Raw genomic sequence first — 12299 nt, forward strand, 5'->3', positions numbered from 1 at the left:
CGAACCCAGGGCCAAGAAACGACGCCCCAAAACCCATCAGCTGCTGACGCAGCCGCGCCGCGAGTTTCAGGAAATCCCCCACCGCGACAAGTATCGAAAGGCGGCTTAATCAAGTGCCATTCATGCCTGGCATCTTTTTCGAGAAGTGGATGCGCACTCAATATCAGGCATCCTTTAGTGAGCTTTCAGACTTCCTCAGCCTCCGGGAGGGAAGAATGCACGACAGATCCGGCGCAACCACCCAAAACTCCCGCAATCACTCTTCAATGCCTTTTGGTGCTTGAAATCGCGCATGGCCTCCGAGGCCATTTCTTGGATCAGCGGCCGCTGGGGACCACCCATCCCACCGGTCTCAAAGAGTTCAGTCGAGACGAGGTAGTCCTGGATGAAATCTGGCCCGATGATTGGCAAAAGGGCTGCGGCGGCAGAAGCGACCGCAAAGTCATTCACACCTTTCATTGCCTGAACGAGCGAAGCCATGTCGTCTCGTTTGAAATGGCCGGCTGCCGCCAGAGCCAATCCCATTTGAAGATCACTGCTGCTCAGCTTCAAACCTTCCGCGATTCTTTGGCGCAGCGCATCGGCGATTGAGGTCAGGACGGAGGCCTTGATAGGGCGGTTCTTGGCTGCGGTCAGAAACGCCTCGATCCGGAAAGCCGCCACTCCATGGTCTCCGTACTCCAATGAGAGATATTGATCCAGCAATTCGGAAGAGAAGACCGTCGTCTCGGCTGCTTCGTCGAAGCTCAGTCCGACTCTGCGGTTCGAAGCCTTGATTTGCTCTCGTAGTTCGTCGGCGTCCATGTGCCGGGGACTCTAACACACCAATGAACCGGACCCGACACCTATATATTTTACATTACATTGATTGTTGGTAGTTAATAATTGAGTCTCTGGAGGGCTTCCGAACTGGCTCCCAGCCAGGCAAAAGCCCTGTGGTGGGCGCTCCCTGCTCCGCTCCTACCCCACCAGCTTCAGCGTCCGTTTCTCCTGGGCGCTCCGGAACGCGGTATCGACGATCTGCTGGCCGATGCGGGAGATGTCGAGGCGGAGCGGGCCGATCAAGGGGGCGCCGGTTTCCAGGTGGTGGATGACGTTTTCGATGGGGTTGCGGTTCGGCGACTGGACGGGATCGACCGGGATTTCGTAGCCCTCGGGCCGGGCGCGGGTCTGCACGCGGACGGTGGGTTCGTAGTCGTAGCAAGAAATCGTGCCGTCGGTGCCTTTGAGGACGAAGCCGCACTTGGGCTGGGGCTGGTGGGTCCAGGGATCGGTAAAGGTGCCCCAGCGGGTTTCGCTTTTGCTGAGGCCGAGGCTGTAACGGATGATGGCCACGGCGTGCTCGTCCACCTCCAGGCCCTCGGGCTGGTTCCAGGCGCAGGTGACTTCCAGTGGGACCTGCCCGCCCAGGTGCCAGGTGCCGAGCGTGGTGCCGTAGCCCATGTAGTCGAGCAGCGAGCCCCCTCCCTGCGCCTGGCTGTAAAACCAGCTCGCGGCTTTTTCGGCGGCGCTGGGCTCTTTTTCGATCTTGTCGGCGCCGTGGTACAGCGGGCCGCGATTGCCGCCGTGGTGGTGGAATTCGCGCACTTCACCGATGAGGCCTTCCTGAATGAGCCGGTGCGCGGTCTGCTGCCCTGCATCCCACACCAGCGGCCAGTTCACGGCGAGCAGCTTGCCGTGCGGCTGCATGGCGGCGATCATGGCATCGGCCTCGGCCAGCGATCCGGCAAAGGGTTTCTCCATGATGATGTGGGTGCCGTAGGGCGCGATCTTGGCAACCCAGTCGCCATGGCAGGAGGCGGCGGGACACAGCACGACGATGTCCGGCTTGGTCTGCTCCATGCAGGCGCGGTGGTCGGTGAAGACCTGCGCGGGCGTGAGGCTGAAATTGCGCGTGGCATCGACGAGGCGCTCGGGCTTTTCATCGCAGATGCCCACGATCTCGGCGTTCGGATGCTCGGAGGTCTGGCGCAGGAGGTCGCCCATGTGGAAGTGATCGAAATTGATGCCGGCGATGCGCCATTTTTTGCTCATAGGAGGGGTCGGGAAAAGGAACGGGCCATCGAAGCCGAGAGGGGCGCCGATGACAAGCCCGAGAGTACGGCCGGCGGCGTGGGATTCATGCAGCGGGCCGGGCGGTGCATGGCGGCGTCAGGGTCGGAGTTTAACACCGCAGAGATTGGAAAAACGCAGAGAAAACATTCAAAACCAATGATTTTTATCTCAAAAGAGAGTCTTCTTTAAACGCGACTGAAGAGGAATATTCGCGAATAGCCGCGAATCAGAATCCGCCCGGTGCCATGGGTGGTCATTCGTGGATATTCGCGTTGGGATTGAGGCGGTTGCAGCACAGATTTATCCCTTTTCACCGGGGGCTTTTCCGGCTTTGATGCCTGCCCATGGCCGCCAATGAAATCCGCGACACCCCCGGGCGAATGCTGCTCGGCTGGGCGGTGCTGCTGGCGTCGCTGGTGGTGCTGAGCTGGCGCATCCACCTGCACCCGGCGGCTTATGAGTGGACGGAGTACCCGACCGCACTGGGAGACACGAAGTACTACACCCGCCCGCTGGGCAAGGACGACCGCTACGAGCCCAATCTGCGCTACGCCGGTCAGGAAGAGGGGCTGTACCGCCGCAGCGAGGAGGCCGTGGAACGGGATGATGCGACGATGATGAAACTGGGTCTGGATGCGACGGGCCAGCACTTCATCTACCAGCCCGAGGGGGCTGCGGACAAGGGTCCCCTGCCCGTCTATCTGAAGTCCGGCGAAAACCGTTACATGGAGTTTGGAGCGCGGAAGTTTTACCCGCCGTTTGTGCCGAAGGCGGGGCCGCAGTGAGGGAGCGAGCTCAAAGGAAGGTCCGTGGTTGGCACGGCTAGACCAGCAGCTCAATAAAGCTGTGCGGCAGGGCAAAGCAGATCAGCCACGCATAGATGGCGTCAAACCATACTACGGAGAGTCCGGCACCGACATAGATGATGAGCACAACGGGAAAGCCCACGAGCTTAAGATGCCAAGGGGTGCGATCTTCTTTCATGGCCGCCCAGAGGCTGGAGGCGTCCCCGGTGCTGGGAAAGGCATGCATTCCCACGGAGACACCCAGCCACCCGAGCAGAAAATCCACCGGCTCCAAGCTGGCCCCGGCGGCCAGTGCCAGCGCCACAGGCAGGCAGATGAGACAGCCGATGACCGAGTTGATGAGAAACGGCGCGACGGCGATGAAGAAATGCCGCCATCCCGAGGAGGGTTTGTCATGTACCACAAACCCAGCCGGGGTGCCCGTCTGGAAGTAGCACACGTTCAGCACCGGTGTGTTGGTCAGGCGGCACATGAGCTGATGCGCCGCCTCGTGCACGATGACACCAGGAAAGGTGAGCAGCGAGATGATGAATCCGGGAATGATGATCATAGGAGCTGGGCGGCACGGAGCTACTCTGGCCGGTAAGGAATTTTGGGTTTGCCATCCGGCGTCATGCGCCGCTCATGCTCCTGCGCCAGACGGTCGAGATCGTCCACCACGACAGTGGCACGGTGATGCAGGTACTCGGGGATGTATTTGCCGGTGAGGCTGCTTACGGCCTCGGCGGCTTCCTGGTAGTGATGGCTGCCCATGGCGGACTCCGCATAGAGGACCGTGGTTTCAGCGTCTTGGTGGGTCTTGAAAAGCCTGCCATAACTCTGAAAGGCATCCTCCCAGCGCTGCAGTGCCACCATTTTCTCCGCCCGCACAGTGTCGTAGGCGTCGGTGAAACGCTCCTGTGAGACTGCCAGCGACACCACGACCATCAGCGTCACAAAGGCGGCGGCCAGCTTGACCCACATCGGGAATGGAAACCGCACCAGCGCCAGGCGGCAGGACTCGCAGACGGGCAGCTGCGTCAGGGTGCTGAGATGAGCGGAGCCACACTGGGCACAGGAGGTCGGCCGAGGCTTTGCTGATGCATCATCAGACACGACCGCCATCTGATACGGTGCCGGAGGAGATTGGGGTCTGACTCTGGGAGCGGCAGGGGGAATGATCGGTGGCGGCAGCGGCTTTTCGCTCATGGTTTAAATCAATGGATTAGATCTTTTCAGGAGGCAGCTAAAACCACAAGCAATTTCCGCTACGAGAAAAAACCCATGAACACGGCACAAGAACGGCTCGTGAATTGCGCTTGGCACCCCCGGATTTCTCCCTTTACTCCTTGGCCCCGAACTTACTTCCCAAGACACAAACACATGCCCATCGCACGCGCTCTGCTCTCTGTTTCCGACAAAACCGGCCTTCTCGACTTCGCCAAAGGACTGGCGGCGCTCGGGGTGGAGCTGCTCTCCACCGGCGGCACCTCGAAGCATCTGAAGGACGGCGGCCTCACGGTCACGGATGTGTCTGACCACACCGGCTTTCCCGAAATGTTTGACGGCCGCGTGAAGACCCTGCACCCCAAGGTCCACGGCGGCCTGCTGCAGCGCCGCGACAACGAGGAGGACAAGAAGAACGCCCAGAAGCACGACATCCCCTGCATCGACCTCGTCGTGGTCAATCTCTACCCCTTTGAGCAGACCATCGCCAAGAAGGACGTGACACTGGAGGAGGCCATCGAAAACATCGACATCGGCGGCCCGTCCATGCTGCGCTCCGCCGCCAAAAACCACCGCTGGGTCACGGTGATCACCGACCCCGCCGACTACGCCGTGGTGCTGGCTGAAATGAAGGAGCACGACGGAGACACCACCCTGGGCACCCGCGAGCGCCTGGCCTGCAAGGTCTTCCAGCGCACGGGCGCGTATGACACCGCCATCGCCGCCTACCTGAACAAGGAGCAGACCACGCAGAAGACCTTCAACCTCAGCCTGCCCCTCTACTCGGAGCTGCGCTACGGTGACAACCCGCACCAGAAGACCTCGCTCTACGGCAACTTTGGCGACTACTTTGTGAAGCTGCACGGCAAGGACCTCAGCTACACCAACGTGCTCGACATCCAGGCCGCCGCCGAGATCGCCCTGGAGTTCCGCCGCCCCACCGTGGCCATCCTCAAGCACACCAACCCCTGCGGCGTGGGCTGCGCGGATGAAGATCTGCGCGAGGCCTGGCAGAAGGCCTTTGAAACCGACAAGCAGGCACCCTTTGGTGGCGTGATCGTGGTGAACCGCAGCATGACGCTCGGTCTGGCCCGCATCATCTCGGAGATCTTCACCGATGTCATCATCGCCCCGGACTTCGATGCCGACGCCCGCGCGCTGCTGCAGAAGAAAAAGAACCTGCGCCTCATCCAGATGCTGCCCGGCGTGGCCGAGGCTCTGGCAGAGCCCATCATCCGCTCCGCCCCTGGCGGCGTGATGGTGATGGACAGCGACTCCCGCGCCTTGGGTCTGGACGACCTGGAAACGAAGGTGAAAACCGTGCGCCCACCGACCCGCGACGAGCTGGAGGCCATGCGCTTCGGCTGGCGTGTGGTGAAGCACGTGAAGTCCAACGCCATCGTCTTCGCCTCCCACGACCGCACACTCGCCATCGGCGCGGGCCAGATGAGCCGTGTGGACTCCTGCCGCATCGCGGTGTGGAAGGCAGGCGAGGCCGGCCTGAGCCTCAAAGGCAGCATCGTCGCCTCAGACGCCATGTTCCCCTTCCCTGACGGCCTGATCGCTGCTGCGGATGCCGGTGCCACCGCCGCTATCCAGCCCGGCGGCTCCGTCAAGGACGCCGAGGTCATCGCCGCTGCGGACGAGCGCAAAATGGCCATGTGCTTCACCGGTGTGCGCCACTTCCTGCACTAAGAGCTGCGCGTGAAATGAGGTGTTAGAGCCCTCAGGCTCTGCATGTTAACGGCTGTTGATCGTTAGGATTTCCTGACAATCAGCAGCCTTTTCTTTTGTGACGGGTCTCCTGAAAGCGTCGGCCGCAGCTTTCCCCATTCGGATGAGGAAAGAGACGCGCACCGGGGGGGGAGACCGCCATTTTCTTCCCCATTTGCCTCTTGAGTCCACGCCACTCCCGCTCAATGCCTAGCGCATGCTTCTAGGCTACTACATGCACGACCTCGGCCCGTTTGTGTTTCACACGCCCATACGCTGGTATGGCCTTGCGTATGTGCTGGGCTTTTACCTGACCTATCGCGTGATGCACTACCTCGGCAGGCGCGGGCTTTCTGAGATCAAGCCGGAGGCGGTGGCCGATTTCATCACCCTGGTGGCGGTCTTCGGGCTCGTCCTGGGTGGCCGGCTGGGCTTCATGCTGCTGTATAATTTCGACGAGTTCATCCATGCCCCGTGGACGCTCTTCATGCTCTGGCAGGGCGGCATGGCCAGCCACGGAGGCATCGCGGGCGTCACCCTCTTCTGCGGCTGGTATGCCTGGAAGCACAAGATCTCGTGGGCGGGCATCGGCGACTCCATCGTCTGCGGTGCGCCGCTGGGGGTGTTTTTGGGACGCATCGCCAATTTCATCAATGGCGAGCTCTTTGGCCGCGTGACCACGCACAAATGGGCGATGAAGTTTCCCACGGAGCTGCTGCATGAGGATTTCGTCAAGCAGGGCGGAGATCCGGCCTTGAGGGACGAGGTCTGGCAGAACGGCCTGCAGCACAGCCCGGACATCATCGCCTACTTCAAGCAGCACAGCGACCGCCTCCCCCCCCTGGAGGACATCCTGCACCCGCGCCATCCCTCCCAGCTCTATGAGGCGCTGGGCGAAGGCCTGCTGCTCAGCGCCATCCTGATCTTCCTGCGTCTGCGCTTTCCACGGCTGCGCCAGGGCATCATTGCCGGGCTGTTCTTCATCCTGTATGCCATCGCCCGCATCGCGCTGGAGTATGTGCGGCAGCCGGACAGCGGCTCCGACATGATCATGGGGCTGACCAAGGGGCAGTTTTACTCCACCTTCATGTTCATCGTCGGCGGGCTGTTCATCGGCTACGGCCTGATCTGGGGCAAAAGCCCGCCCGGGCGTGCCGAGGCCAAGGCCTGATTTTTTCGCGGGTTCTGCATACAAAAGCCGGGCCTTGAGGCGTTAGGCAGGGTGTATATTGTGTGATATACCCCCCTGCCCCCGCATGGAAGCCTCTTTTGACTGGAAACAAACCTTTGACCAACTGGCCCCGCAGCTGGTGATGTACGCACGTCAGCTCGTGGACGCCAAGGCCGACGCTGAAGACGTCGTCCAGCAGGCGTTTGTGCGCTGGTGGCGGCGGTTTCCAGAGGGAGATGCCGCCCACATTCCGCTGCTTTACGCAGCCGTGCGCACCATCGCGCTGGACCAGCGCCGCTCCGACCACCGCAGGGTCAACCGTGAAGCCAAGTCAGACCTCGCCGTGGCCGGTGAAAACGCCCCCGTCTTTGACCCCCGCCCCGAGCAGAAGGAGACGGCGGCCATCGTCGAAAAAGCCCTGCAGTCCCTGCCCGAAGACCAGCGCGAAGTCGTCACGCTCAAGCTCTGGGGCGATCTCACCTTCAATGAAATCGCCGCGCTGACCGGCGGCTCGATCAACACCATCGCAGGCCGTTACCGCTACGCGCTGCAGGCGCTGCACAAGAAGCTCGGCCACCTGCGTGCCGACCTCCTCGGCGAATCCGCATCTCCCGCCATCAACATCCTACCCTTCCCATCAACCAGAGAGGCTATGTCATGAACAACGACCCAAACGACACCCAACTCGAAAACCTGCTGCGCGGCCTTGCCCCGGCACCCGCCTCCCGCTCCCTGGCGCAGCGGGTCGATGAAGAACTGAAACTGGACATGAGCTGGCTCAGCACCAGCCGCCGCAAACCGCAGGCCCTGCCACGCTGGATCATGTCTGCCGGCTGGGCCGCCATGGGGGCCGCGGCCGCCATCGCCGTGATGAGCCACCTGCCCCAGCAGCCGGGCGCCCAGGCGCTGGCCGCTGTCACTCCCACCAAGCCCGTCGTGCTCACCGGCACCACCATCCGTGAATGGGATGACTCCGCAGCCGGTGCCTCACGCGCTGACCATGACCGTGCGTCCGAGAAACACGCCCTCGTCGTCTCCCGCGAGCTCGGCACGTGGGTCGATCCCCGCTACGGCACGCAGCTGACCATGGAGATCCCCAGCCAGCGGCAGCTCCTGCCCGTCTCCTACAAATAGGAGGCTTAGGGCCCGGGAGTCTTTCAAACCTTGCCTGAAAACGAAAGCGGCGCCGGCTGATGAAGCCAGCGCCGTTTTTGTTTGAGCAGGGATGTCTCGACGAATTACTTCGCAGCCAGAGCTTCCTTGATCGCCGTCATGACCTCCGGGGAGTCCGGCTGCACCTTGGGCTCGAAGCGCTTGAGGATCTTGCCATCCTTGCCGACGAGGAATTTGCCGAAGTTCCATTTCACATCGCCTGGGAAAGGAGAGGCCGGTCCGCTGAGCACCTGGTAGAGCTCGCACTTGTTGGGACCCTTAACGGCCACCTTGTCAAACATCGGGAAGGTCACCTTGTACTTGAGCGAGCAGAACTGCTTGATGTCCTCATTGGTGCCGGGCTCCTGCCCGCCGAAGTCATTGCAGGGGAAACCAAGCACGGCCAGGCCGTCCTTCTTGAACTCCTGGTTCAGGGCCTCGAGCTGCTTATACTGCGGTGTGTTGCCGCACTTGGATGCGACGTTGACGATCAGCATCACCTTGCCCTGGTAGGTTTTCAGGGAGGTGTCTTTGCCGTCGATGTCCTTCAGCGGCACATCATAGACGGATTTCGGGGCGTCAGCAGCACAGAGTGCGGCAGCGAAAAGAAGGGAGGAGGCAAGCGTGAGCAGTTTCATGGGACGACAACCAACGCGCCAACCCGCGCACCTCTTTGCAACAATCGCTTCCCACCGACCGGCTGCCGCGCCCTTACCTGCCCAGCACGAGCGTGGCGAGCGGGGGGAGATCGACGACGATGCTCCACGGCTGCCCCTGCCAGGGCACCTGCTGCGCCTGGAAGCCTGCGCCAGCGCTGACGCCGGAGCCGGCATAGGCGGGGGCGTCGCTGTTGAGGAGCTCGCGGTAGCTGCCCGCTTCGGAGACGCCCACGCGGTAGTCTTTGCGGCACACGGGGGTGGCATTCACCAGGACGGTCACCCTGTCGCCATCGGCTGCTGAGCGCACAAAGGCAAAAATGCTGTTGTCCGCATCATTGGCATCCAGCCAGTGGAAGCCGCCGGGCTCGTGGTCTTTTTCATGCAGCGCAGGACGGCTGGTGTAGAGGTGGTTGAGGTCCTTGACGAGCTGCTGCAGACCGCTGTGCTCCTCGCCAAGGAAGAGGTGCCAGTCCAGGCTGCCGTCATGCCGCCACTCGTTCCACTGGCCAAATTCGCCGCCCATGAAGAGCAGCTTTTTGCCGGGGTGCGCCCACATCCAGGAGAAGAACATGCGCAGATTGGCAAACTTCTGCCAGCGGTCTCCGGGCATCTTGTTGATCAGGGAGCCCTTGCCATGCACCACCTCATCGTGGCTGAGCACGAGGATGAAGTTTTCATCAAAGGCGTAGATCATGGCAAAGGTGGCCTCGCCATGGTGGTACTTCCGGTGCACGGGATCCTCGGCCATGTAGCGCAGGCTGTCGTTCATCCAGCCCATGTTCCACTTGAAGCCAAAGCCGAGGCCGCCGCCGCTGACGGGCTTGGAGACTCCGGGCCATGCGGTGCTCTCCTCGGCGATGATGGTGGTGCCAGGATGCTTGGCATAGCACACGCTGTTCAGCTCGCGCATGAAGGCGATGGCCTCCAGGTTTTCACGCCCGCCCAGGTGGTTGGGGATCCACTCACCCGCATTGCGTGAGTAGTCCAGGTAAAGCATCGATGCCACGGCATCCACGCGCAGTCCATCGATGTGGAACTGCTCCAGCCAGTAGAGGGCGTTTGAGATGAGGAAGTTTTTCACCTCGTGGCGGCCGTAATTGAAGATCAGCGTGCCCCAGTCCTGATGCTCGCCGAGGCGCGGATCTGCATGCTCATACAAGGCGGTGCCGTCAAACCTGGCCAGGCCGTGCGAGTCCTTGGGGAAGTGCCCCGGCACCCAGTCGAGAATGACCCCAATGCCGGCCTGATGGCAGCGGTCCACGAATTCACGGAACTCATCCGGATTCCCAAAGCGGCTGGTCGGCGCGAAGTAGCCGGTGACCTGGTAGCCCCAGGAGCCGTCAAACGGATGCTCCGCGATGCCCATGATCTCCAGGTGCGTGAAGCCGAGGTTTTTGACATAGGGGATAAGATCGTCCGCCAGCTCCTTGTAGGACAGCCAGCGGTTCCCCTGCTCCGCCTTGCGCTTCCATGAGCCGAGATGCACCTCATAGGCGCTCATGGGTGAGTGATACAGATCGCGCTTCGCCCGCACCTGCATCCACTCGCTGTCAGACCAGCGGTAGCGGTCCATGTCAAAGACCAGGCTGGAGGTCTGGGTGCCATGCTGGGCAAAGACAGCAAAGGGATCGCTCTTGAGGCACATGTGGCCGTGGGTATCCACCACCTCAAACTTGTAGTGCGTGAGCTCGGTGACGCCCGGGATGAAAATTTCCCAGATGCCGGCCTCGATGCGCTTGCGCATGACGTGCATGCGGCCATCCCAGCGGTTCCAGTCGCCAACCACGGAAACGCGCTGCGCATTCGGCGCCCACACGGCAAACTGGCAGCCGGCGACCCCGTGCAGTGTTTTCAGGCTTGCGCCAAGCACATCCCACAGGCGCTGGTGCGTCCCCTCACGGAAATAGTACATGTCCTGGTCTCCGAGCAGAAGGCCGAAGGAATAGGGATCGCTCAGGCGCGTGGTCTCACCCTCAGAGGAGGTGATCTCCAGTTCGTAGAGTCCCCGTGGCGTCATGGCTTCAAAGTAGCCGTCCTTGTGCACTTTTTCCGCCACCACACGCTCCGTCCCGACGATGACAGCCACCTCCCTGGCGTAAGGCTGCATGGTGCGCACCACCTGCCGGCCCTCCCCTGCTTCATGCGCGCCGAGAAAGGCGAACACATTTGGATGTCTGGCAGCCAGCACGGCTTCGATCTCGGCTTTGGGGGAGTATTGGCTCATCAATGCCACTCATGGAGCCTTTCGCCCAGAAAGCAACGGCTCTAGCATCTCCTTCACAATTCGTGTCCAGGCGAGCCTCACCATCATGCTGCGCCGTGCCTGCCGCGCCTGCATAGCGGCGTTTGACTTGATCTTGCGTGCCAGGGTTTTGGGAGAGGTGGTAAGCTTAAAGAAAGCAGCAGCCACCGCCACTTCACGATGAGCCGGAATGGAGGAGCAAAACACGGGCACGCCATGCAGCGCACCTTCGATCAAAGGAAGACCATAGCCCTCCTGAGTACTCGGCAAAAACAGCAGATCTGCCATTTGGTACAAACTCCGCACGTCATTGTCTGTCAGCGGGGCTTTTTCACCCATGAAGCACACCCGTTTGATCACACCGAGGTCTTTGGCCAGCTTCTTCAGCTCACGGAAATACTTTGCACCGTCGGACTGGTGCGGATCCGGAGCTGCGGTGACGATGTACAAAGCCCCGGGCAGCTCCGCCAGCACCTGCAGGCCCAGCTCGATGTTCTTCCGCCGCACAAAGCGTGTGGGCTGCAGCAGCACGAGCGACTCGTGCTCCAGATTCAGTTCACGCACGCGATCAGTGAGCCCCAGAACAGCCGCCGAATCACAGCCGTTGGGGATGACATGAACGGGCTCCTGTGTCACCGTCGCATAATCCTGACGCCTGAACTCGGAAACGGCCACATGGATGGCCTGCGGGACTTCGGCCCACCAGCGGACATCATGCACCCAGTTGATCCAGCGGATGTCGGGGCGTGAACGTGTCAGCGCGATGAGCTGCTTCGTCCACGCGAGATCAAAGGGCATGGTGAAGACATTGTGGACGATGACGGCGTCCCACGGGGCCATGTGCCATTCCGCCCGCGTCAGGATTTCCACCTCATGGCCTAGCTGGCGTAAAGCGGCAGCTTGTTCGCCAATGACGCGTTCCACTCCACCGATGACAGGAGGTTTTGAGTAGTGAAGAATGGCGATCAGCATGAAGAGGAAGCAGGCGGACGAGCCATGGATATTATAGCCCGCTTAATAGACGAGCATTATTTCAGCTTTGATGGGTTTGGTTGTGACAAACCCAGTCAAAGCACTCCATCAACTCTTGCGAAATAAAACAAAACCTCACACTAAGGCGTTTCTAAGCAAGAGTCTCGGACCAAAGAAGCCGCCGCGCTTAATATCGCTGATGCGAACCATTGGCTCGCAATGTGTCATGCATCTCCGAATCGGGTTAAGACGGCTCTGCTTGGGCTCCATAATTCGCCCTGATCATAAGATGAAAATCCCACCAAACACAATGGCATACCTAA

At 61.1% G+C, this 12299-nt stretch carries 12 protein-coding genes; 5 read left to right on the top strand and 7 right to left on the bottom strand.

The genetic code is table 11. From position 1 onward, the window contains the following. Positions 1 to 195 precede the first annotated feature (195 nt). Both ACFQDI_RS18950 and ACFQDI_RS18955 read right to left on the bottom strand, forming a co-directional pair. Entirely contained in the window at positions 196 to 804 is a 609-nt protein-coding gene (locus ACFQDI_RS18950; RefSeq protein WP_377169737.1) for a hypothetical protein, read from the bottom strand. Positions 805 to 960: 156 nt separating this feature from the next. Then, entirely contained in the window at positions 961 to 2034 is a 1074-nt protein-coding gene (locus tag ACFQDI_RS18955) for a Gfo/Idh/MocA family protein (protein ID WP_377169739.1), read from the bottom strand. Between the two features lie 365 nt (positions 2035 to 2399). Here ACFQDI_RS18955 and ACFQDI_RS18960 point away from each other — a divergent pair, with 365 nt between their 5' ends. Then, a complete protein-coding gene (locus ACFQDI_RS18960; protein WP_377169741.1) occupies positions 2400 to 2840 on the top strand; it encodes a hypothetical protein in 441 nt (146 codons plus the stop codon). Between the two features lie 37 nt (positions 2841 to 2877). On the opposite strand, the gene ACFQDI_RS18965 is transcribed toward ACFQDI_RS18960, so the two are convergent. Together ACFQDI_RS18965 and ACFQDI_RS18970 are read right to left on the bottom strand one after the other, a co-directional pair. Further along, positions 2878 to 3411 carry a DUF3267 domain-containing protein gene (locus ACFQDI_RS18965; RefSeq protein WP_377169744.1) on the bottom strand — a complete coding sequence of 178 codons (534 nt, stop codon included), beginning with the start codon at positions 3409 to 3411 and terminating at the stop codon, positions 2878 to 2880. Between the two features lie 20 nt (positions 3412 to 3431). Next, complete coding sequence (locus ACFQDI_RS18970) at positions 3432 to 4049, bottom strand: hypothetical protein (protein WP_377169746.1); 618 nt, start codon at positions 4047 to 4049, stop codon at positions 3432 to 3434. A 174-nt stretch (positions 4050 to 4223) separates the two neighbouring features. Here ACFQDI_RS18970 and purH point away from each other — a divergent pair, with 174 nt between their 5' ends. The 4 genes from purH to ACFQDI_RS18990 all read left to right on the top strand — a co-directional run bounded on the left by purH (position 4224) and on the right by ACFQDI_RS18990 (position 8085). Continuing rightward, positions 4224 to 5762, top strand: coding sequence for a bifunctional phosphoribosylaminoimidazolecarboxamide formyltransferase/IMP cyclohydrolase (gene purH / locus ACFQDI_RS18975; RefSeq protein ID WP_377169748.1), 1539 nt, complete (start codon positions 4224 to 4226; stop codon positions 5760 to 5762). Between the two features lie 235 nt (positions 5763 to 5997). Further along, complete coding sequence (gene lgt, locus ACFQDI_RS18980) at positions 5998 to 6951, top strand: prolipoprotein diacylglyceryl transferase (RefSeq protein WP_377169750.1); 954 nt, start codon at positions 5998 to 6000, stop codon at positions 6949 to 6951. Between the two features lie 85 nt (positions 6952 to 7036). Then, entirely contained in the window at positions 7037 to 7612 is a 576-nt protein-coding gene (locus ACFQDI_RS18985; RefSeq protein WP_377169752.1) for an RNA polymerase sigma factor, read from the top strand. Beyond that, positions 7609 to 8085 carry a hypothetical protein gene (locus ACFQDI_RS18990; RefSeq protein WP_377169754.1) on the top strand — a complete coding sequence of 159 codons (477 nt, stop codon included), beginning with the start codon at positions 7609 to 7611 and terminating at the stop codon, positions 8083 to 8085. The genes ACFQDI_RS18985 and ACFQDI_RS18990 overlap by 4 nt, the downstream gene beginning before the upstream one ends. A gap of 104 nt (positions 8086 to 8189) precedes the next feature. Here ACFQDI_RS18990 and ACFQDI_RS18995 read toward each other — a convergent pair whose 3' ends face one another. The 3 genes from ACFQDI_RS18995 to ACFQDI_RS19005 form a co-directional block, all read right to left on the bottom strand. Further along, on the bottom strand, positions 8190 to 8741 hold the full coding sequence (locus tag ACFQDI_RS18995) for a glutathione peroxidase (protein ID WP_377169756.1): 552 nt from the start codon (positions 8739 to 8741) through the stop codon (positions 8190 to 8192). A gap of 73 nt (positions 8742 to 8814) precedes the next feature. Continuing rightward, positions 8815 to 10986 carry a 1,4-alpha-glucan branching protein GlgB gene (glgB, locus tag ACFQDI_RS19000; RefSeq protein WP_377169758.1) on the bottom strand — a complete coding sequence of 724 codons (2172 nt, stop codon included), beginning with the start codon at positions 10984 to 10986 and terminating at the stop codon, positions 8815 to 8817. A 9-nt stretch (positions 10987 to 10995) separates the two neighbouring features. Then, positions 10996 to 11976, bottom strand: a complete 981-nt coding sequence (locus ACFQDI_RS19005) for a glycosyltransferase family 4 protein (protein WP_377169760.1) — start codon at positions 11974 to 11976, stop codon at positions 10996 to 10998. Positions 11977 to 12299: the final 323 nt, after the last annotated feature.

It is taken from the genome of Prosthecobacter fluviatilis (assembly GCF_042655725.1).
In the GTDB taxonomy this organism is placed as follows: domain Bacteria; phylum Verrucomicrobiota; class Verrucomicrobiia; order Verrucomicrobiales; family Verrucomicrobiaceae; genus Prosthecobacter; species Prosthecobacter fluviatilis.